At 70.2% G+C, this 19,620-nt stretch carries 21 protein-coding genes and 1 riboswitch; of the genes, 14 read left to right on the top strand and 7 right to left on the bottom strand.

Going from position 1 to position 19,620, the window contains the following annotated elements:
• Positions 1–239: 239 nt before the first annotated feature.
• Together whiG and ACFY0U_RS33025 are read left to right on the top strand one after the other, a co-directional pair.
• Complete coding sequence (whiG, locus tag ACFY0U_RS33030) at positions 240–1,079, top strand: RNA polymerase sigma factor WhiG (RefSeq protein ID WP_388642087.1); 840 nt, start codon at positions 240–242, stop codon at positions 1,077–1,079.
• Positions 1,080–1,173: 94 nt separating this feature from the next.
• Positions 1,174–1,731: a TetR/AcrR family transcriptional regulator gene (locus ACFY0U_RS33025; RefSeq protein ID WP_171146348.1), complete on the top strand. Its 558-nt coding sequence runs from the start codon at positions 1,174–1,176 to the stop codon at positions 1,729–1,731.
• A gap of 57 nt (positions 1,732–1,788) precedes the next feature.
• On the opposite strand, the gene ACFY0U_RS33020 is transcribed toward ACFY0U_RS33025, so the two are convergent.
• Positions 1,789–2,343, bottom strand: a complete 555-nt coding sequence (locus ACFY0U_RS33020) for a murein hydrolase activator EnvC family protein (RefSeq protein WP_388642086.1) — start codon at positions 2,341–2,343, stop codon at positions 1,789–1,791.
• A 281-nt stretch (positions 2,344–2,624) separates the two neighbouring features.
• Between ACFY0U_RS33020 and rpsB the strand changes: the two genes are divergently transcribed.
• The 6 genes from rpsB (at position 2,625) to ACFY0U_RS32990 (ending at position 7,853) form a co-directional block, all read left to right on the top strand.
• Complete coding sequence (gene rpsB, locus ACFY0U_RS33015; protein ID WP_388642084.1) at positions 2,625–3,536, top strand: 30S ribosomal protein S2; 912 nt, start codon at positions 2,625–2,627, stop codon at positions 3,534–3,536.
• A gap of 95 nt (positions 3,537–3,631) precedes the next feature.
• Positions 3,632–4,468: a translation elongation factor Ts gene (tsf, locus tag ACFY0U_RS33010; protein WP_388642083.1), complete on the top strand. Its 837-nt coding sequence runs from the start codon at positions 3,632–3,634 to the stop codon at positions 4,466–4,468.
• A 180-nt stretch (positions 4,469–4,648) separates the two neighbouring features.
• Positions 4,649–5,407, top strand: coding sequence for a UMP kinase (gene pyrH, locus ACFY0U_RS33005; protein ID WP_171146335.1), 759 nt, complete (start codon positions 4,649–4,651; stop codon positions 5,405–5,407).
• A gap of 170 nt (positions 5,408–5,577) precedes the next feature.
• Positions 5,578–6,135, top strand: a complete 558-nt coding sequence (gene frr / locus ACFY0U_RS33000; protein ID WP_041821334.1) for a ribosome recycling factor — start codon at positions 5,578–5,580, stop codon at positions 6,133–6,135.
• Positions 6,135–7,268, top strand: a complete 1,134-nt coding sequence (locus tag ACFY0U_RS32995) for a phosphatidate cytidylyltransferase (RefSeq protein ID WP_388642080.1) — start codon at positions 6,135–6,137, stop codon at positions 7,266–7,268. The genes frr and ACFY0U_RS32995 overlap by 1 nt, the downstream gene beginning before the upstream one ends.
• Before the next feature lie 135 nt (positions 7,269–7,403).
• A complete protein-coding gene (locus ACFY0U_RS32990; protein WP_388642078.1) occupies positions 7,404–7,853 on the top strand; it encodes an SRPBCC family protein in 450 nt (149 codons plus the stop codon).
• 13 nt (positions 7,854–7,866) lie between these two features.
• Here ACFY0U_RS32990 and ACFY0U_RS32985 read toward each other — a convergent pair whose 3' ends face one another.
• The gene (locus ACFY0U_RS32985; RefSeq protein WP_388642076.1) at positions 7,867–8,271 is read right to left on the bottom strand and encodes a hypothetical protein; all 405 of its coding nucleotides are present in this window, start codon (positions 8,269–8,271) and stop codon (positions 7,867–7,869) included.
• A 140-nt stretch (positions 8,272–8,411) separates the two neighbouring features.
• Here ACFY0U_RS32985 and ACFY0U_RS32980 point away from each other — a divergent pair, with 140 nt between their 5' ends.
• From ACFY0U_RS32980 to ACFY0U_RS32955, 6 genes are all read left to right on the top strand, one after another.
• The gene (locus tag ACFY0U_RS32980; RefSeq protein WP_388642075.1) at positions 8,412–8,945 is read left to right on the top strand and encodes an NUDIX domain-containing protein; all 534 of its coding nucleotides are present in this window, start codon (positions 8,412–8,414) and stop codon (positions 8,943–8,945) included.
• A gap of 42 nt (positions 8,946–8,987) precedes the next feature.
• Positions 8,988–10,094 carry a 23S rRNA (adenine(2503)-C(2))-methyltransferase RlmN gene (rlmN, locus tag ACFY0U_RS32975; RefSeq protein ID WP_388642073.1) on the top strand — a complete coding sequence of 369 codons (1,107 nt, stop codon included), beginning with the start codon at positions 8,988–8,990 and terminating at the stop codon, positions 10,092–10,094.
• A 23-nt stretch (positions 10,095–10,117) separates the two neighbouring features.
• Positions 10,118–10,225, top strand: a riboswitch (TPP riboswitch).
• A gap of 78 nt (positions 10,226–10,303) precedes the next feature.
• Entirely contained in the window at positions 10,304–11,377 is a 1,074-nt protein-coding gene (locus ACFY0U_RS32970) for a thiamine ABC transporter substrate binding subunit (RefSeq protein ID WP_388642071.1), read from the top strand.
• A 44-nt stretch (positions 11,378–11,421) separates the two neighbouring features.
• Positions 11,422–13,023 carry an ABC transporter permease gene (locus tag ACFY0U_RS32965; RefSeq protein WP_388642070.1) on the top strand — a complete coding sequence of 534 codons (1,602 nt, stop codon included), beginning with the start codon at positions 11,422–11,424 and terminating at the stop codon, positions 13,021–13,023.
• Positions 13,023–14,045 (top strand): ABC transporter ATP-binding protein, encoded by a 1,023-nt coding sequence (locus ACFY0U_RS32960; protein ID WP_388642068.1) that lies wholly within the window; start codon positions 13,023–13,025, stop codon positions 14,043–14,045. Before ACFY0U_RS32965 ends, ACFY0U_RS32960 begins: the two co-directional genes overlap by 1 nt.
• Positions 14,046–14,070: 25 nt before the next feature.
• On the top strand, positions 14,071–14,868 hold the full coding sequence (locus ACFY0U_RS32955; protein ID WP_388642066.1) for a maleylpyruvate isomerase family mycothiol-dependent enzyme: 798 nt from the start codon (positions 14,071–14,073) through the stop codon (positions 14,866–14,868).
• A gap of 59 nt (positions 14,869–14,927) precedes the next feature.
• On the opposite strand, the gene ACFY0U_RS32950 is transcribed toward ACFY0U_RS32955, so the two are convergent.
• The 5 genes from ACFY0U_RS32950 to ACFY0U_RS32930 all read right to left on the bottom strand — a co-directional run bounded on the left by ACFY0U_RS32950 (position 14,928) and on the right by ACFY0U_RS32930 (position 19,511).
• Positions 14,928–15,632 (bottom strand): LAETG motif-containing sortase-dependent surface protein, encoded by a 705-nt coding sequence (locus ACFY0U_RS32950; protein ID WP_388642064.1) that lies wholly within the window; start codon positions 15,630–15,632, stop codon positions 14,928–14,930.
• Positions 15,633–15,779: 147 nt separating this feature from the next.
• Positions 15,780–16,901, bottom strand: coding sequence for an LOG family protein (locus ACFY0U_RS32945; protein ID WP_388642062.1), 1,122 nt, complete (start codon positions 16,899–16,901; stop codon positions 15,780–15,782).
• Between the two features lie 35 nt (positions 16,902–16,936).
• Positions 16,937–17,356 carry a VOC family protein gene (locus ACFY0U_RS32940; RefSeq protein WP_388642061.1) on the bottom strand — a complete coding sequence of 140 codons (420 nt, stop codon included), beginning with the start codon at positions 17,354–17,356 and terminating at the stop codon, positions 16,937–16,939.
• 95 nt (positions 17,357–17,451) lie between these two features.
• Entirely contained in the window at positions 17,452–18,789 is a 1,338-nt protein-coding gene (locus ACFY0U_RS32935; RefSeq protein WP_388642059.1) for a hypothetical protein, read from the bottom strand.
• The gene (locus tag ACFY0U_RS32930; RefSeq protein ID WP_388642057.1) at positions 18,771–19,511 is read right to left on the bottom strand and encodes an ABC transporter ATP-binding protein; all 741 of its coding nucleotides are present in this window, start codon (positions 19,509–19,511) and stop codon (positions 18,771–18,773) included. The genes ACFY0U_RS32935 and ACFY0U_RS32930 overlap by 19 nt, the downstream gene beginning before the upstream one ends.
• Between the last annotated feature and the right edge of the window lie 109 nt (positions 19,512–19,620).

The raw sequence follows: 19,620 nt of genomic DNA, 5'->3' as shown, positions 1-19,620 counted from the left end.
ATTCCCGCAGTTGGCCCCGCCGCATGATCACGCAGAGCTACCGGCGTGACCCGGCGGGGCGGTTAAAGGAACGTATCTGCGCACAGCTTCCGCCACGCCCTTCGCACACCGCGACACTCCAGTCACGCTACGCTCACGTGGATTCCGGCACAGACCGGCACCACGGCATCGATCTCGACATCAGGCAGACAGCTCACCCAGGCAGACCTCATTCACGGCAGAACGGCACAAGGCGACGAATGCCCCAGCACACCTCCGGGTCCGACCGGGCGGCGTTCCCCCCAGCCGCCCGCGACGGTAGCGTGCGGCCGCCCGCTCCCTCGACGCTCGACGAACTGTGGCGTTCGTACAAGACGACGGGCGACGAGCGGCTGCGGGAGCAGCTGATCCTGCACTACTCGCCGCTGGTGAAGTACGTGGCGGGCCGGGTGAGCGTGGGTCTGCCGCCCAACGTGGAGCAGGCCGACTTCGTGTCCTCCGGGGTCTTCGGGCTCATCGACGCGATCGAGAAGTTCGACATCGACCGGGAGATCAAGTTCGAGACGTACGCGATCACGCGGATCCGGGGCGCGATGATCGACGAGCTCCGGGCGCTGGACTGGATCCCGCGCTCGGTGCGGCAGAAGGCGCGGAACGTCGAGCGGGCGTACGCCACGCTGGAGGCGCGGCTGCGGCGGACGCCCAGCGAGGGCGAGGTGGCCGCCGAGATGGGGATCGCGGTGGACGAACTCCACGCGGTCTTCAGTCAGTTGTCGCTGGCGAACGTGGTGGCCCTGGAGGAGCTGCTGCATGTCGGGGGCGAGAGCGGGGACGGGCTCAGCGTCATGGACACGCTGGAGGACACCGCCGCCGACAATCCGGTCGAGGTGGCCGAGGACCGGGAGCTCAGACGGTTCCTGGCGCGAGCCATCAACACGCTGCCCGAGCGGGAGAAGACCGTGGTCACGCTCTACTACTACGAGGGGCTCACGCTCGCGGAGATCGGGAACGTGCTGGGCGTGACCGAGAGCCGGGTCAGTCAGATCCACACCAAGTCGGTGCTGCAACTGCGCGCGAAACTGGCCGGCTTCGGTCGGTGACCTGGCCGAATGATGGAGCGTGGGGACGGATGACTCCCGCCGGGCGTGGTGCGTCCGTAAAGTGGACGACGTGCCAAGGATTCGAGCGGCCTCCGTGGCCGAGCACCGGTCGATGCAGCGAGCCGCCCTGCTGGACGCGGCTCGGTCGTTGCTGTCCGAGGGCGGGACGGAGGCCCTGACGTTCCCGGCTCTCGCCGAGCGGACGGGGCTGGCGCGGTCGTCCGTGTACGAGTACTTCAGGTCGCGGGCCGCGGTGGTCGAGGAGCTGTGCGAGGTCGACTTCCCGGTCTGGGCCGCGGAGGTCTCGGCGGCGATGGCCGCGGCGGAGGGGCCCGAGGCCAAGGTCGAGGCGTATGTGCGCCGGCAGCTCGCCCTGGTCGGGGACCGGCGGCACCGGGCGGTCGTGGCCATCTCGGCCAGCGAGCTGGACGCGGGCGCCCGGGAGAAGATCCGGGCCGCGCACGGTGGCCTGGTGGCGATGATCGGGCAGGCGCTCGGGGAGATGGGACACGCGGAACCCCGGCTCGCCGCGATGCTGCTGCAAGGGGTCGTGGACGCGGCCGTGCGGCGGATCGAACTGGGGGCGGCGGAGGATCCTTCGGCCATCACCGACGCCGCTGTGACCATGGCGCTGCGGGGTGTTCGGGGCTGAGGTCCGTGCGGGTCGCCGCGGGGGCCGGGATGCCTGCCCGCGCCTGGTGGGCGCAGGCTAGGTGACCGAAGAGGGCAGCGGCACCCCCAGTACCGGCAGGAGCCTCGACGGGCCCCGGTGCAGCAGCCACGGTGGCAGCAATGACAGGGGGTCCAGGTAGCTCTCCCCTTTCCGCAGGCCCCAGTGCACGCACGGAGCCGTGCAGTGCGACCCCGTCGCCTCCACCGTGCCGAGCACCTCGCCGGACGCCACCTCGTCGCCCTTCTCGACCGACGCCGTCACCGGTTCGTACGTCGTACGCAGGTCCGTGCCGGTCAGTTCCACCGAGACCACGCCCTTTCCGGCCACCCGCCCCGCGTACAGGACCCGCCCCGCCGCCACCGCTCGTACAGGTGTGCCCGGTGCGGCCGCCAGGTCCACGCCCCGGTGACCGCGGCCGTACGCCGTCGCCGGGGGCTCCCAGCCTCGTAGGACCGAGGGGCGCACCCCCACCGGCCAGGCCCGGCCGATGGCCGGGACCGCGGGGTCCGGGGCGGCCGGCGGGGGCGGGGCCGGATCGCTCGACACCGGGCCCGCGGCCAGCACCGTCAGCACCAGAGCCGGCAGTAACACCGGGCCACCCCTGCTCACCCATCGCATCGCTCGCATGCCGCAACCCTGCGGGAAGGGCCGTGATCATGGCCGGGAGCTGTGGACCGAGCCCCGGTTGTGGACAGCGGCGTCACCCGGTGCCCCGCGGGTCCCGTACACTTCCTATGGCGATCCGGGTCACCGGGTCGACTTCGCACGCCCCGACACGGCGGCCGGCAACGGTCCCTGTCAGCGCCCCTCGGTCCTCAGTGGCAAGGCGCACGCGGGCGTCAGGACATAACCGAGAAACAAGGAGAACGGCCATGGCCGTCGTCACGATGCGGGAGCTGCTGGAAAGCGGCGTCCACTTCGGTCACCAGACCCGTCGTTGGAACCCGAAGATGAAGCGGTTCATCTTCACGGAGCGCAACGGCATCTACATCATCGACCTGCTCCAGTCGCTGTCGTACATCGACCGCGCCTACGAGTTCGTCAAGGAGACCGTCGCCCACGGCGGCACGGTCATGTTCGTCGGCACGAAGAAGCAGGCGCAGGAAGCCATCGCCGAGCAGGCGACGCGCGTCGGCATGCCCTTCGTGAACCAGCGCTGGCTGGGCGGCATGCTCACCAACTTCTCCACCGTCTACAAGCGTCTGCAGCGCCTCAAGGAGCTCGAGCAGATCGACTTCGAGGACGTCGCGGCCTCGGGTCTGACCAAGAAGGAGCTTCTCGTGCTCTCGCGCGAGAAGGCCAAGCTGGAGAAGACCCTCGGTGGTATCCGCGAGATGTCCAAGGTGCCCAGCGCCGTCTGGATCGTGGACACCAAGAAGGAGCACATCGCGGTCGGTGAGGCCCGGAAGCTCAACATTCCGGTCGTCGCCATCCTCGACACCAACTGCGACCCCGACGAGGTCGACTACAAGATCCCGGGCAACGACGACGCGATCCGCTCCGTCACCCTGCTCACCCGCGTGATCGCCGACGCCGTCGCCGAGGGCCTCATCGCCCGCTCCGGCGTCGCCACCGGCGACAAGGGTGACAAGGGTGCGGGCGAGCCGCTCGCCGCGTGGGAGCGCGACCTGCTCGAGGGCGAGAAGAAGGCCGAGGAGGCCCCGGCCGCCGCTGAGGCCGAGGCCGCCGCTGAGGCGCCCGCCGCCGAGGCCCCCGCTGCTGAGGCCGAGGCTCCGGCCGATGCCGCTGTCGAGGCTCCGGCCGCCGAGGCCGAGCAGGCCTGACCCCTCACCCCTTCGGGTCTCTTGACGGCGGGGGCCGACCAGCCCCCGCCGTTTGGCCCGTAGATCTTCAGACTTCGAGAGAGATTCCAGGAATCATGGCGAACTACACCGCCGCCGACGTCAAGAAGCTCCGCGAGCTCACCGGCGCCGGCATGATGGACTGCAAGAAGGCCCTGGACGAGGCCGAGGGCGATGTCGACAAGGCCGTAGAGGCCCTGCGCATCAAGGGCCAGAAGGGCGTCGCCAAGCGCGAGGGCCGCTCCGCCGAGAACGGCGCCGTGGTCTCCCTCATCGCCGACGACAACACCGCCGGTGTCCTGGTCGAGCTGAAGTGCGAGACGGACTTCGTCGCCAAGGGCGAGAAGTTCCAGGCCGTCGCCACCGCGATCGCCGAGCACGTCGCCGCCACCTCCCCGGCGGACATCGAGGCTCTGCTCGCCTCCGAGATCGAGGCCGGCAAGACCGTCCAGGCGTTCGTGGACGAGGCCAACGCCAACCTCGGCGAGAAGATCGTCCTGGACCGCTTCGCGCAGTTCGCCGACGGTTTCGTCTTCTCCTACATGCACCGCACCATGCCCGACCTGCCCCCGCAGATCGGTGTCCTGGTCGAGCTGGACAAGGCCGACGCCGACCTCGCCAAGGGTGTCGCCCAGCACATCGCCGCCTTCGCGCCGAAGTACCTCTCCAAGGAGGACGTGCCGGCCGAGGTCGTCGAGTCCGAGCGCCGCGTCGCCGAGGAGACCACCCGCGCCGAGGGCAAGCCCGAGGCCGCCCTGCCGAAGATCGTCGAGGGTCGCCTCAACGGCTTCTTCAAGGACGCCACGCTGCTCGGTCAGCCCTACGCGCTCGACAACAAGAAGTCCGTCCAGAAGGTTCTGGACGAGGCCGGTGTCACCCTGAAGCGCTTCACGCGTATCAAGGTCGGCATCTGAGTCCGTACCGCGTGCGACGTCCGACCCCGATAGGGTCTAAGACAGTCGTCCGGTACGCCGCCACGCACGCGCGTGGTGGACGACAGCAGATCTGACGAGGAGGCCATTGCCGCGCATGGGATGCGAACCAGTTCCCATCGGCAATGGCCTTCTTCGTATGTGCACCATGAGGAGAATCCGATGACCACCAAGGCCCAGAAGAGCGACGACGGCAAAGTGAGCGGCCGGTTTCTGCTGAAGCTGTCCGGAGAAGCTTTCTCCGGTGGCGGGGGCTTGGGCGTGGACCCGGACGTGGTGCACAAGATCGCCCGCGAGATCGCGGCCGTCGTGCGCGACGGCGCGGAGATCGCGGTCGTCATCGGCGGCGGCAACTTCTTCCGCGGCGCCGAACTCCAGCAGCGCGGCATGGACCGCGCCCGCTCCGACTACATGGGCATGCTCGGCACCGTGATGAACTGCCTCGCCCTCCAGGACTTCCTGGAGAAGGAAGGCATCGACAGCCGCGTGCAGACCGCCATCACCATGGGCCAGGTCGCCGAGCCGTACATCCCGCTGCGCGCCGTGCGCCACCTGGAGAAGGGCCGTGTGGTCATCTTCGGCGCCGGTATGGGCATGCCGTACTTCTCCACCGACACCACCGCCGCCCAGCGCGCCCTGGAGATCGACGCCGAGGCGCTGCTCATGGGCAAGAACGGCGTGGACGGGGTCTACGACTCCGACCCGAAGGCCAACCCCGAGGCCGTCAAGTTCGACTCGCTCAGCTACGGCGAGGTCATCACCCGCGACCTCAAGGTCGCCGACATGACCGCGATCACGCTGTGCCGCGACAACAAGCTCCCGATCCTCGTCTTCGAGCTCCTGGCGGAGGGCAATATCGCCCGCGCCGTCAAGGGTGAGAAGATCGGCACGCTCGTGGGTGACCAGGGCAGCCGGGACTGACGATCCGGCAACCAACCCGTCCGGGGGACGGACGGGACGGACCCTGACCGGGGGATGGACAATGTCCTGCCGGTCGGGAACCGTGCAGGAAGAAGACGCGACGCAGCCGGCCGCCGCCCCTCACCAAGGAACCGCAGCCGGGCCTCACTCAAGACACGCAGGAGCAAGTGGTGATCGAAGAGACCCTCCTCGAGGCCGAGGAGAAGATGGAGAAGGCCGTCGTGGTCGCCAAGGAGGACTTCGCCGCGATTCGCACCGGTCGTGCGCACCCGGCGATGTTCAACAAGATCGTGGCCGACTACTACGGCGCGCCGACGCCGATCAACCAGCTGGCTTCGTTCTCCGTGCCGGAGCCGCGCATGGCCGTGGTGACCCCGTTCGACAAGAGCGCGCTGCGCAACATCGAGCAGGCGATCCGCGACTCCGACCTGGGCGTCAACCCGAGCAATGACGGCAACATCATCCGTGTGGTGTTCCCCGAGCTCACCGAGGAGCGCCGCCGCGACTACATCAAGGTCGCCAAGGGCAAGGCGGAGGACTCCCGGGTGTCCATCCGCTCGGTCCGCCGCAAGGCCAAGGACGCGATCGACAAGCTCGTCAAGGACGGCGAGGTCGGCGAGGACGAGGGCCGCCGTGCGGAGAAGGAGCTCGACGACGCTACGCACAAGTACGTCGCCCAGGTGGACGAGCTCCTGAAGCACAAGGAAGCGGAGCTTCTCGAGGTCTGATGAACGACTCTTCCTGGGGAGCGCCGCCACAAGCCGGGTACTGGGGGCCGTCCGACCAGGGGCCTGTCCAGGGGGCTGCCCCGGCGGGTCCCGCGTACGATGCGCCTGAGGCGCAGCACACTCGCCCCATGCCCATCGTGCCTGACGGACCCGCCGTGCCCCGATACGGCGACGACCAGGATGACGACCGGGGGGCCGCTCGGCTGAGCGGCCCCTTGTTCCGCGACGAAACCACGTCGGCGCAGCCCCATGCGGCGGCGCCGCAGAATCCGGAGCCCATGCCCGACGTCCCGCAGCCGGCTCCCGCGCCGCAGAAGAAGAGCGCGGGGCGGGATCTGGGTGCGGCCATAGGGGTCGGTGTCGGACTCGGTGCGGTGATCGTCGCGTCCTTGTTCGTCGTCAAGGCCGTCTTCGTCGGCGTCATCGCGGTCGCCGTCGTCGTCGGACTGTGGGAGCTGACGTCCCGGCTCGATGAGCGCAAGGGCATCAAGGCGCCCCTCGTGCCGCTGGCGGTCGGCGGTGCGGCCATGGTCGTCGCCGGGTACGTCCGGGGCGCCGAGGGTGCCTGGGTGGCGATGGCGCTCACCGCGCTCGCCGTCCTGGTCTGGCGGATGACCGAGCCGCCCGAGGGCTATCTGAAGGACGTCACCGCGGGCGTCTTCGCGGCGTTCTACGTGCCGTTCCTGGCGACGTTCGTCGCGATGATGCTCACCGCGGACGACGGTGCGTTCCGTGTCATGACGTTCCTGGTCCTGACGGTCGTCAGCGACACCGGGGCGTACGCCGTCGGCTGGCGCTTCGGCCGGCACAAGCTCGCGCCGCGCATCAGCCCCGGCAAGACCCGCGAGGGGCTGCTCGGCGCGGTGTCGTTCGCGATGGCCGCGGGTGCGCTGTGCATGCACTTCCTGATCGACGACGGCACCTGGTGGCAGGGCCTGCTGCTGGGCCTCGCGGTGGCGGCCAGCGCGACGCTGGGCGACCTCGGCGAGTCGATGATCAAGCGGGACCTCGGCATCAAGGACATGGGCACGCTGCTGCCGGGCCACGGCGGCATCATGGACCGGCTGGATTCCCTGCTGCCGACGGCGCCGGTGGTGTGGCTGCTGCTGGTGCTGTTCGTCGGTTCCGGCTGATCGTTTCGGTATCCGGGAGAAGCCCCCGCTTCGGTGGGGGCTTCTTCCGTTCCGGCGGTCCTGTTCTCCCGACCGCTCCGGTGGGACGATTCCCCTGTAAGCCCTCGAAGGGGATCGCCCTGGAAGGAGGGCGTCATGTCCGCCATCCGTGAAGTGATCGACGTCGACCGCAGTCCCGAAGACGTCTACGCGTATATCACCGACCCCTCCCACCTGCCGGAGTGGCAGCTGAGCGCCGTCAAGGCCGAGCAGCTCGACGAGGGGCCCCTCCACGCCGGCTCCCGGGTCCGGGTCATCCGGCGCATCGGGAACCGTGAGATGCCGGTGACCGTCGAGTTCGACCGGCTCGACCCGCCGTACAGCTGGGATCTGCACGGCATCGAAGGCCCTGTCAGGCCACGTACCCACGGGGAGATCGAGGCGCTCGACGAAGGGCGCCGCTCCCGCGTGACGATAGAGATCGACTTCGAGGGGCACGGCCTCGGCAAGGCCCTGGTACCCCTCGTCGTCCGCCCGCAGGTCCGCAAGGAGCTCCCGCGGGACGAGCAGTTGCTCAAGGAGTGCCTGGAGCGGCCCATCACATAGGGGCGCCCGCCATTCAGGACGTGCAGACGTCCTTGAGCTCATTCGCGGCGGCGTCGATCCGGCTGCTGTCCGGGTCGGTGTCGCCGTCGAGGATGGACCTGTTGTAGTCCTCGATGGCCTTGTTCAGGTCGTCGACGGCCTTGTCGACCTCGCTGTCGTCCGCGTCGTCGTTGATCTTGTCGAGGTTCTTCTCGATGGTGTCGATGGAGTCGTCGGTCTTCGACGGGTCCTTCGCCGCGTCCCAGCCGGCCTCGTGGATCGCCTTGAGACTGTCGGCGATCGTGTCGGCGTTGGTGAGGCAGTCGAGCGCATCGTCGGTGTCCTCGCAGCCGGTGAGGAGCCCGGCGGTCAGTGCGACGGCGGCGACAGTGGTGGCGACGGCGGCGATACGGCGTCCGCGTCGGCGGTTGACGGCCATGGAACGGTCCCCTCGTGGAAGGCACAGCGCGCTGCTGCGAACTGTGTGCCGTCCACGATTCCGCCGTAGGGTCCCCTGCTACGAGGCAGCTGCCTCCCGTATGGGTGGTGGAGCGGGCTACACCGTGAGGGGCGGGGCGTATGTGGGTTCCGGACAGCCTGGGTCAGCTGCGGGAGTGGCTGGAGAGGAGCGGGATCCCTCATGAGTCGTGGGGGACCGACGGGACCAAGTCCGTGCGGCACCTGTGGGACGAGATCGAGGCGGGGGAGACGACCCTGGACTCCGAGCCGCCCTTGCGTCGCGTCACCGTCGTCACCCTGCGCGTCCGGCAGGGCGGCAAGGAGCTCGTGGAGATCGCGCAGCTGATGGCCGACGGCTCATGGCGTCCCAGGAACGAGGCCCCCGCCGAGAAGAGGAAGCCCGGCGAGGAAGTCTCCGACACGGCACGGCGGTGCGTGGCCGAGGAACTCGGAGTCGAAGGTCCCGGAGTCGTCGTGGGCTCCGTTTCCGAACGGCGGCTGCGCAGGGACTCGTCACCCTCGTATCCCGGTCTGGCGTCCGAGTACGTCTTCCACGACGTCGACGTCGAGGTGCCGGGCCTTTCCTCGTGGAACTTCTGGACCAGGGAGGTCGGCGACGGCGTGGTTTCCGCCCATCTCTGGGCCTGGCGGTAGCCGACTGGGGCACTCCGGTTGATCTGCGACACTGGTATGACCATGCCCAAGCCCGGAGAACTCACTTTCGTCGCCCCCCGCGGAGCCAAGAAGCCGCCGCGGCACCTTGCCGATCTCACTCCTGCCGAGCGCAAGGATGTCGTGGCCGAGATCGGTGAGAAGCCGTTTCGTGCCAAGCAGCTCTCGCAGCACTACTTCGCGCGGTACGCGCACGATCCGGAGCAGTGGACCGACATCCCGGCCGCGGCCCGGCCCAAGCTCCAGGAGGCGCTGCTTCCTGAGCTGATGACCGTCGTACGGCATCTGTCGACCGACCAGGGGACCACGCGCAAGACGCTGTGGCGGCTGTTCGACGGGACGCTCGTGGAGTCGGTGCTGATGCGGTACCCGGACCGGGTGACCATGTGCATCAGCTCGCAGGCCGGGTGCGGGATGAACTGTCCCTTCTGCGCCACCGGGCAGGCGGGCCTCGACCGCAATCTGTCCACCGCCGAGATCGTCCACCAGATCGTGGACGGGATGCGGGCGCTCAGGGACGGGGACGTGCCCGGTGGGCCCGCGCGGCTCTCCAACATCGTCTTCATGGGCATGGGTGAGCCGCTCGCCAACTACAAGCGGGTCGTGCAGTCCATCCGCGCCCTCACCGACCCCGCCCCCGACGGGCTCGGCATCTCGCAGCGCGGCATCACCGTCTCCACCGTCGGGCTCGTGCCGGCCATCCACCGGTTCGCCGACGAGGGCTTCAAGTGCCGGCTCGCGATCTCGCTGCACGCGCCGGACGACGAACTGCGCGACACCCTCGTACCCGTGAACACCCGGTGGAAGGTGCGCGAGGTGCTCGAGGCCGGGTTCGACTACGTCGAGAAGTCGGGCCGTCGGCTGTCCATCGAGTACGCCCTCATCCGGGACATCAACGACCAGGCCTGGCGTGGTGACCGGCTCGGGCGGCTGCTCAAGGGCAAGCCCGTGCATGTCAATCTCATTCCGCTGAACCCGACTCCCGGGTCCAAGTGGACCGCCTCCCGGCCCGAGGACGAGAAGGCCTTCGTCGAGGCCATCGCCGCGCACGGGGTGCCCGTCACCGTTCGGGACACCCGTGGGCAGGAGATCGACGGGGCCTGCGGTCAGCTGGCGGCGGGCGAGCGGTAACCTGAGCCCGTACGTACATCTTCATATTCCGACAGGGGAGCGCCACAGCGCTGAGAGTGCGGCAATCGGGCCGCAGACCCTCCGAACCTGGCCCAGGTCATTCTGGGTAGGGAGATCGGTCATTACTCAAGCTGTTGCGCCCTGCCCGGAGCCTCTCAGAGGTTCCGGGCAGGGCCGCGTCTCTTCCTGGTCAACCCAGGAGGAATCCAGTGAGCATCACCAAGAAGGCCACGGTCTTCGCCGTCGGGTTCGGTCTCCTCGCGCTGTCCGCGTGCGGGTCGTCCGACAGCGGTGAGTCGTCCGGCGACTCCACGACCGTCACCCTCGTCAGCCACAACTCGTGGGCTGTCTCCAAGAGCGTGCTCGCCGCGTTCGAGAAGGAGTCCGGGTACAAGGTCAAGGTCCTTGAGGACGGCGACGCCGGGCAGGCCGTCAACAAGGCGATCCTGACCAAGGACAACCCGCAGGGCGACGTCTTCTTCGGCGTCGACAACACCCTGCTGTCGAGGGCGCTCGACAACGGGCTGTTCCAGTCGTACGAGGCGAAGGGCGCCGATGAGATCAAGGCCGGGTTCCGGGTCGACGGGGACAAGGTCACGCCGATCGACACCGGCGACATCTGCGTCAACTACGACAAGGCCTACTTCAGCGAGCACAAGCTGGCCCCGCCGACGTCGTACGACGATCTGATCAAGCCCGCCTACAAGAACCTCCTCGTCACCGAGAACGCCTCCACCTCCTCGCCGGGCCTCGGCTTCCTCCTCGGCACCGCCGCCAAGTACGGCGACGACGGCTGGCAGGACTACTGGACCAAGCTCAAGGCCAACGGCGTGAAGGTCGTCGACGGCTGGGAGCAGGCCTACAACGAGGAGTTCTCGGGGTCCGCCGGCGGCAAGAAGGCCAAGGCCGACCGGCCGCTCGTCGTCTCCTACGCCTCCTCGCCGCCCGCCGAGGTCATCTACGCCGACCCGAAGCCGACGAGCGCGCCGACCGGGGTCGCCGAGGGGACCTGCTTCCGGCAGGTCGAGTACGCGGGCCTGCTGAGCAACGCCGAGAACAGCAAGGGCGGCAAGGCGCTCCTCGACTTCCTGCTCACCAAGGAGTTCCAGGACGACATGCCGCTGAACATGTTCGTCTACCCGGTGCGGGAGGGCGCCCAGGTTCCGGCCGAGTTCACGAAGTACGGGCCGCAGGCGAAGGATCCCGAGACCATGGACCCCGCCAAGATCGCCGACAACCGTGACCAGTGGGTCAAGTCGTGGACCTCGCTCGTACTGAAGTAGCCCCGCGCGGGAGCCTCAAGGGAAACGCGGCGCGGCTCGGCCTCATGGCCCTGCCCGTCGCGTTCTTCGGGGTCTTCTTCGCCTGGCCCGTCGCCGCGATCGTGGCGCGCGGGCTCAAGGCCGACGGCACCTGGCAGGTCGGCCGGATCACGGACGTGCTCGCCCAGTCCGACATCCGGCACGTCCTGTGGTTCACCACCTGGCAGGCCCTCGCCTCCACCGCGCTCACCCTGCTGATCGCGCTGCCCGGCGCCTATGTCTTCGCCCGTTTCGACTTTCCCGGCAAGCAGATCCTGCGGGCGGTCGTGACGGTCCCGTTCGTCTTGCCGACGGTCGTCGTGGGTACGGCGTTCCTGGCGCTCGTGGGGCGCGGGGGGCTGCTCGACGAGCTGTGGGGCGTACGGCTGGACACGACCGTGTGGGCGATCCTGCTCGCGCACGTCTTCTTCAACTACGCCGTCGTCGTACGCACGGTCGGCGGGCTCTGGTCGCAGCTCGACCCGCGGCAGGAGGAGGCCGCGCGGATGCTGGGCGCCTCGCGCCTCGCGGCCTGGCGGAAGGTGACCCTGCCCGCGCTCGGCCCCGCCGTGGCCGCCGCCGCCCTCATGGTGTTCCTGTTCACCTTCACCTCCTTCGGCGTGGTGCAGATCCTCGGCGGACCGACCTTCTCCACCCTCGAAGTGGAGATCTACCGCCAGACCTCGGAGATCTTCGACCTCGCCACGGCCGCGGTCCTCACGATCGTCCAGTTCGTGGCCGTGGGCGCGATCCTCGCCCTGCACGCCTGGACCGTACGGCGACGGGAGAGCGAGCTGCGGCTGGTGGACGCGTCCATGACGGCCCGGCGGCCGCGCGGGCCGGGGCAGTGGGCGCTGCTGGGCGGGGTGCTGCTCACCGTCGTCGTCCTCCTGCTGCTGCCGCTCGCCGTGCTGGTGCGGCGTTCGCTCGACGCTCCCGACTTCGGGTACTACCGGGCGCTGACGAAGTCCGACGGCGGAGTGTTCCTGGTGCCCCCGATCGAGGCGATCGGCAACTCCCTGTCCTATGCCGTCGCCGCCACCGCCATCGCGGTGCTGATCGGCGGTCTCGCCGCGGCCGCGCTGACCCGGCGGGACGCGGGGCGGTTCGTACGGGGCTTCGACGCGCTGCTGATGCTGCCGCTGGGGGTGTCCGCGGTGACCGTCGGGTTCGGGTTCCTGATCGCCCTCGACGAGCCGCCGCTGGATCTGCGGGCATCGTGGATCCTGGTGCCGCTCGCGCAGGCGCTGGTCGGGGTGCCCTTCGTCGTACGGACCATGCTGCCCGTGCTGCGAGCCGTCGATCACCGTCTGCGGGAGGCCGCGGCCGTGCTCGGGGCGTCGCCCTGGCGGGTGTGGCGGGAGGTCGATCTGCCCCTGGTGCGGCGGGCGTTGCTGATCGCGGCCGGGTTCGCGTTCGCCGTGTCGCTGGGGGAGTTCGGGGCGACCGTGTTCATCGCGCGGCCCGACAACCCGACGCTGCCGGTCGCGGTGGCGCGGCTGCTGGGGCGGGCCGGGGAGCTCAACTACGGCCAGGCGATGGCCCTTTCGACGATTCTGATGGTGGTGTGCGCGGTGGCGCTGCTGGTCCTTGAGCGGCTGCGGACCGATCGGACGGGGGAGTTCTGATGCTGCTGAGCCTTCAGGGCGCCACGGTCCGCTTCGGCGGGCGGGCGGTGCTGGACGGGGTCGACCTGTCGGTCGCCGAGCACGAGATCGTGTGTGTGCTCGGGCCCAGCGGGAGCGGGAAGTCGACGCTGCTGCGGGCGGTGGCCGGGCTGCAACACCTGGACGAGGGACGGGTGTCGCTCGACGGGCACGACCAGGCGGGGGTGGCCGCGCACAAGCGCGGGGTCGGGCTGATGTTCCAGGACCATCAGCTGTTCCCGCAGCGGGACGTGGGCGGGAACGTGGCGTTCGGGCTGCGGATGCACGGGGCTTCCAAGGGCGAACAGGCCGATCGGGTACGGGAGTTGCTCGACCTCGTCGGGCTTCCGGGCGCCGGTCGCCGTGCCGTCGCCTCGCTGTCCGGCGGTGAGCAGCAGCGGGTCGCGCTGGCCCGCGCCCTCGCGCCCCGGCCCCGGCTGCTGATGCTGGACGAGCCGCTCGGACAGCTGGACCGCTCGCTGCGGGAGCGGCTCGTGGTCGAACTGCGGGAACTGTTCGGGCGGTTGGGGACCACCGTGCTCGCGGTCACCCACGACCAGGGCGAGGCCTTCGCGCTCGCCGACCGGGTCGTCGTGATGCGGGACGGGCGGATCGCCCAGTCCGGTACGCCCCTTGAGGTGTGGCAGCGGCCCGCGGACGAGTTCGTGGCCCGTTTCCTCGGCTTCGAGAACGTCGTGGAGGGCATGGTCGGCGGCGAGGCCGCGGACACGCCCTGGGGCAAGCTGCCGGTCCCGGTGGGGAGCGCGCAGGGTCTGCGGAGTCTGCTGGTGCGGCCCGCGGGCGTGCGGCTCGTGGGCGCCGACGAGGGGCTGCCCTGCACGGTCGCCGCCCGCACCTTCAAGGGCACGCATGTCGCCGTACGCCTGCGCCCGGAGGGGGACGCGCCGCACCTTGAGGCGGCGTGCGCCCTGCGGGCGGCGCCGGAGGTCGGGGACCGGGTCGGCGTGGAGTTCGACGCGGCCGAAATCGTCGTGCTCGGCTGATCCCGGTCCCCATAGGGTGCGGGGCATGACGCCGCTTGCCCATGACCGCTACTGCGACGAGATCACCCACCAGGTCGGCCTGTTGAGGTCCGTGGTGACCTCGGGCGCCGATCTGTCCGTCACCGTGCCCACCTGCCCCGACTGGTCGCTGGAGCGGCTGGTGCGGCACACCGGCGGGGCCCTGCGCTGGGTGGAGCTGATGGTGCGCACCAGGGCCGAGGCCGAAGTCCCCGAGGAACAGGTGCCCTTGGGCCAGGGGCCCGAGGCCACGGGAGACGCGGCCGCACTGGACGCGTGGCTCGCCGAGACCGGTGAGATGCTCGTCGGCACGCTGCGGGAGGCCGGGGCGGACACGAAGGTGTGGGCCTGGGCCGGTATCCCCACCTCCGGCTTCTGGGCTCGCCGGATGGTCCACGAGCTCACGGTCCACCGCGCCGACGCCACCCTCGCCGCCGGGCTGCCCTACGAGGTCGCGCCGGACATCGCCGCCGACGCGATCGACGAATGGCTCCAGATCGTGGAGTTCGCACAGCGGACCATGCCGCACGACGAGGCCAGTGAGCTGAGAGGCGCCGGGCGCAGCATCCATCTGCACGCCACCGACGGCACGCCCGCGCTGGATGCCGAGTGGCTGGTCGAGCTGACCGACGACGTCATCGTCTGGCGGCGCGGGCACGAGAAGGCGACGGTCGCGCTCCGGGGTCCGCTGACCGCCGTCATGCTCGCCTTCTACCGTCGACTGCCCCTGGACAGCCCGGAGCTGGAGGTGCTGGGCGATCGGCGGCTGCTGGAGTTCTGGCTGGAGCGGGCCACCTTCGGCTGACACGACGGTGGCCCGCCCCCTGACGGAGAACGGGCCACAGCGGTACTGCTCGCGAGACGTCAGCGGCTGCTGCTCGCCCCACGACGACGCATGCCGAAGAAGACCGCGCCGCCACCGATGGCGACCAGGGCCGCCGCGATGCCGGCGATGACACCGGTGTTGGAGTTCGCACCGGTCTCGGCGAGGTTGGAGTCACCGGCCGCGGGGGTCGGCGCGTTGCTCGGCGAGGACGCCGGGGCGGTGCTCTCGCTCTCCGAGGCCGACGGGGTCGGGCTCGGGCTCTCCTCCTCGGCCGGCGGGGTGGCGGAGTCCGACGGAGACGGGGTGGCCGTCGGCGTCGGGGACTCCTCCTCCTTCTTGCAGGCCGTGGACGGGGTCGTCAGGTTGGGCTTGATGTCCTCGTCGAGGTAGCCCTTGGCGGTGACATGGACGCGGTACTCCGCGTTCGGCTTCCAGTCCTCGGTGAAGGTGATCGTGGTGCCTTCGCGCGAGCCCTTCACCACCTGCTCGCCGACCTTCTTGAGGTCGGCGCCGTTGTTCTGCAGGTAGACGGTGACGGTCGCCGGGATGCCGGCCGGGTCCACATCGGTGACGGTGATGACGCCGTTCTCGCCGTCGCACTTGGCTTCGGCGGAGAACTCGTTGATGTTGCAGGCCAGCGCGTTGCCGGCGACACCCAGCGCGAGCGCGGCCGAGGCGGAGGCGACTCCGAGGACGCGGGCGGAACGGGCGATGGTGCGGCGGGATATGGACAGAACTGCCACGTTTGTCCTTTACGAGATGCGCAAATGCGGGGGGTTGAGGGAGAAGTGACGTGACATCACGATCCCCAAGAGACTCACAGGTTTATAAGCGCGCCATAAGAAGTGTCAACGTGTAGGCGCGTCCCGAGCATTGCCTTTGCCGTCTTATTAACCGCCAAGACGTTTCAACGCCTGCGGAGCCTCCTCGATTCGGTCAACCAGGGCGATTCGCGACTCCATCGACCGCTCCCGGGCAAGTGACCGCAACAGCGGCCACGTGGGCAGCTTCTCCGTCCAGTGCGCCCGGTCGACGAGCACCATCGGCGTCGGCTCGCCGCGGGACTCGTAGTAGTTGGGCGTCGCGTTGTCGAAGATCTCCTGTACGGTGCCGGCGGCGCCCGGCAGGAACACCACACCAGCGGTGGAGCGGGCCAACAGGCCGTCCTCGCGGGTGGCGTTGGCGAAGTACTTGGCGATGTGGGAGGCGAAGGGGTTCGGCGGCTCGTGGCCGTAGAACCAGGTCGGGATGCCGACGGAGACGCCGCCGCGCGGCCAGCGGGTGCGCACCTCGAAGGCGGCCGCCGCCCAGTCGGTGATCGACGGTGTGAACTTCGGTGCCTTGGCGAGGAGTTGGAGGGCCTCGGTGAGTATCTCGTCGTCGAAGGGGGCGGCGTACGCGCCCAGGTTCGCCGCCTCCATCGCGCCCGGTCCGCCGCCGGTGGCGACGGTGAGGCCGGCGCGGGTCAGCTCACGGCCGAGCCGTGCGGCACCGGCGTAGGCCTCCGTGCCGCGGCCCATCGCGTGGCCGCCCATCACACCCACGACCCGTGTGCCTCTGAGGAGTTCGTCGAGCGCGTCCGAGACGGCGTCGTCGTGGATCGAGCGCAGCATCGAGGCGAGTATGTCGCCGTCTGCCTTGGTCTGCTGGAACCAGGCGTACGCACGGGCGTCGAGCGTCTCCTCGTAGCCCTTGCCGAGCCCGGCGAAGAGCTCGTCCGGCGAGTACAGGAGGCCGCGGTACGGGTCGAACGGCAGGTGGGGGACGGGCGGGAAGACCATCGCGCCGTCCGCGTGGACCTTGGCGGCCGCGTCTTGGCGCATCCGGCAGCCGAGGAAGACGGCGCCCGCCGTGTCCGTGGCGAGCAACTCCCTGGTGCGGTCCGTCAGATCGACGGCCTGGACGCGGAAGCCGGCGAGGGTGCCGCGGGCCGAGACCGTGGCGTCGAACTCGTCGAGGCTCTCGATCTCACGGTCGTTGTGGTGGGCCGCATGGGCGGGCATCGTCTGCACCCGCCCATGCTAGGCACAGCTGTTGCGGCGGATGTTCAGCCCTCGATCGCGGCCGGGTCCATCCACACGACCTCCCAGGTGTGGCCGTCGAGGTCGTCGAAGGCGCGGCCGTACATGAAGCCGGGGTCCTGGACCGTGTCCGACACGGTGCCGCCCGCAGCGCCCGCCTTCTCGACCAGCTCGTCGACCTTCTCGCGGCTCTCGGCGCTCAGACAGATCAGCACCTCGCTGGTCGTCGTGGCGTCCGCGATCTCCTTCTTCGTGAAGGTCGAGTAGAACGGCTTGGTGAGAAGCATCGCCACGATGGTGTCGCTGATCACCACGGAAGCCGCGTTCTCGTCGCTGAACTGGGGGTTGATCGAGTAGCCGAGCTCCGTGAAGAACTTCTTCGAGGCGTCGAGGTCGTTGACCGGCAGGTTGACGAAGATCATCTGCTGGTAGGCGGTGGAGGTCATGTCTGGTCTCTCCCATCGGGGTCGTGGTGTTCGGTGGGTAGACCGGCGCGCCGAACGGAACTCATCGGCGGATGGTCGTTTTTCTTCTACGAGTTTCAGCGAGCCAGTGGCATCGCCGCGAGCTCGGCGACGACGAGGGTCAGGGGACCGAAGAGGGCCAGCACCGCGCCCGCGCGCAGGGCGGCCGCGCTGCGGAGCATGGTCGCGGGGGCGCCCAGGCGCAGGAGGGCGGCGGTGGTGTCCGCGCGGGCGTGTTTCGCCTCCACGGCCGCGGTGAGCAGGGTCGCCACCGTGCAGCCGGTCACCAGGAGGGTGCCGAGGGTGGTGAGGGGGCCGAAGGCGTCGGTGTCGGGCCGGTGGAGTTCGGCCATGGCGTACGTGGCGGAGGCGACCGCGCAGACCACGCCGAGGGGGCGGCCGATACGGGTCGCCTCCTCCATGAGGACCCGGCCGGCGAGCAGGCGCAGGGCGCCCGGGCGGACCGCTTGCAGGAGGCGGCCGCACAGGTGGGTGAGGCCGGGGCCGGCCAGGGTCAGACCGGCGGCGGTGAGCAGCCAGCCGAGGAGGACGGGGGTGGGGCCGCCGGGGAAGGTGAGCGGGGTGGTGGAGGCCTCTGCCGCGTAGGCCTCCACCGCCAGACCCGCGGCCAGGACCGCGATGCCCCAGGGGAGGTCCTTGGGCGCTTCGCGGGGGGACGGGGGGACGGTGTGCGGGGCCGGATCGTGGGGCTGGTCCTCCGGGGCGGGGGTCTCCGCGGGGGCCGGGTCGTCCGTCGGTGCCGGCTGATCGTCGGCCGCGCCCCTGCGCCGAAGCTGCGAGCCGAACCTTCCGTACGCGCCGAAGGTCTCCCGCGTCCCCGTCCTGCCGTACGCCCCGAAGCGGCCGTACGACCGCGCGGACCGGCGGTTCGTGGCCGTGCGGATGTCCTTCGGGCGGTTCGCCAGGGCCACCGCGACCGACGCGATCGCCGGGACCAGACCCAGCAGGGTCAGGGCCGCGGGCAGGGGCAGGGAGGCGTCCGCTGCCAGGAACTCCGCCGCCGCGCCGTCGAAGGGCATCCCGGTCAGATCGCCGCGCAGGTGCAGGAAGAAGAGGAGGGCCAGCATCGAGCCCAGCGCGCAGGACAGGGCCGTGGTGGCGGCCGAGACCGCCATCAGACGGGCGGGGCCCAGGCCGATCGCGGCGAGGCCCGGGCGGGGGCGGGTGCCGGGGTCCGTCCGGGCCACCGCCATCGCGAAGTAGACCGTCGCCGCCAGCGGCGTCAGGCACCACGCCAGGCGGAGCAGCGAACCCGCCGGATCGTCCGGGTGGCCGATCGCGTAGCCGAGGGTGCACAGCAGGAGGAAGCCCGTGCCCGCCGCCGCCAGGGCCACCAGCAGGCGGCGCAGCTGTACGGCCGGCTTGGCACCGCGGGTCAGACGGAGAGCGAGCACGCGGCCCGGCCTTCCGACTCGGCGACCGGGGGGAGGTGGACCGTGTTCACCCGGCGGCCGTCCAGGAGCGAGACCGTGCGGTCGGCCAGCGCCGCCGTCTCCGCGTCGTGGGTCGCCAGGACCACCGTGATGCCGTGCGAGCGGGCCGCCGTGGTCAGGGTGCGCAGGACATGGGCCCGGTCCGCGCGGTGCAGCGGGGCGGTCGGCTCGTCCGCGAACAGCACCGTCGGCGCCGGCGCCAACGCCCGTGCGATGCAGACCCGTTGACGCTCCGCCTGGTGCAGTTCGTGCGGGTGCTTGCGGGTCTTGTCGCCGATGTCGAGACGCTCCAGCCACTCCAGTGCGGCCGTCTTGGCGCGACGGCGGCTGGTGCCGCGGAGCATCAGCGGGAGGGCGGCGTTCTCCCAGACGTTCAGCTCGGGGACGAGGACCGGCGCCGGGTCGATCCAGCCGAAGCGGTCGCGGCGCAGGCGTTCCCGGGTCATCGGGCCCATCGTGTGGACCGGCACGCTGTTGAACCAGACCTCGCCGCGCTGGGCCGGGACCAGTCCGGCCAGACAGTGCAGCAGGGTCGACTTGCCGCTGCCGCGCGGGCCGCTGACGGCGAGGATCTCGCCCTCCTGGACGCCGAGGGAGACGCCGCCGAGGCCGGGCGAGCCGTCCTTGTAGGTGAAGTGCAGGGCGCGCGCCCAGAGAACGTCGTTGTCGGGCGGGGCCTGCATACGCGTACACCTCGTTCTGATCCGTTTTCCCTGCGTTGATCCCCCGTGCGGGGGAACGAAGACAGGGCCGATCGGTCACTGGGCACGCTAGGGAGTCCGCCTCGCGAGG

Source organism: Streptomyces sp. NPDC001536 (genome assembly GCF_042894505.1).
Lineage (GTDB): Bacteria > Actinomycetota > Actinomycetes > Streptomycetales > Streptomycetaceae > Streptomyces.
This window is presented reverse-complemented; position numbering and strand designations above follow the sequence as displayed.

Coding starts and splice junctions, on each gene's coding strand:
- whiG (WP_388642087.1), top strand. CDS start 240: ATGCCCCAGCACACCTCCGGGTCCGACCGGGCGGCGTTCCCCCCAGCC.
- rpsB (WP_388642084.1), top strand. CDS start 2,625: ATGGCCGTCGTCACGATGCGGGAGCTGCTGGAAAGCGGCGTCCACTTC.
- tsf (WP_388642083.1), top strand. CDS start 3,632: ATGGCGAACTACACCGCCGCCGACGTCAAGAAGCTCCGCGAGCTCACC.
- pyrH (WP_171146335.1), top strand. CDS start 4,649: ATGACCACCAAGGCCCAGAAGAGCGACGACGGCAAAGTGAGCGGCCGG.
- ACFY0U_RS32995 (WP_388642080.1), top strand. CDS start 6,135: ATGAACGACTCTTCCTGGGGAGCGCCGCCACAAGCCGGGTACTGGGGG.
- ACFY0U_RS32990 (WP_388642078.1), top strand. CDS start 7,404: ATGTCCGCCATCCGTGAAGTGATCGACGTCGACCGCAGTCCCGAAGAC.
- ACFY0U_RS32985 (WP_388642076.1), bottom strand. CDS start 8,271: ATGGCCGTCAACCGCCGACGCGGACGCCGTATCGCCGCCGTCGCCACC.
- ACFY0U_RS32980 (WP_388642075.1), top strand. CDS start 8,412: ATGTGGGTTCCGGACAGCCTGGGTCAGCTGCGGGAGTGGCTGGAGAGG.
- rlmN (WP_388642073.1), top strand. CDS start 8,988: ATGCCCAAGCCCGGAGAACTCACTTTCGTCGCCCCCCGCGGAGCCAAG.
- ACFY0U_RS32965 (WP_388642070.1), top strand. CDS start 11,422: ATGGCCCTGCCCGTCGCGTTCTTCGGGGTCTTCTTCGCCTGGCCCGTC.
- ACFY0U_RS32960 (WP_388642068.1), top strand. CDS start 13,023: ATGCTGCTGAGCCTTCAGGGCGCCACGGTCCGCTTCGGCGGGCGGGCG.
- ACFY0U_RS32955 (WP_388642066.1), top strand. CDS start 14,071: ATGACGCCGCTTGCCCATGACCGCTACTGCGACGAGATCACCCACCAG.
- ACFY0U_RS32940 (WP_388642061.1), bottom strand. CDS start 17,356: ATGACCTCCACCGCCTACCAGCAGATGATCTTCGTCAACCTGCCGGTC.
- ACFY0U_RS32930 (WP_388642057.1), bottom strand. CDS start 19,511: ATGCAGGCCCCGCCCGACAACGACGTTCTCTGGGCGCGCGCCCTGCAC.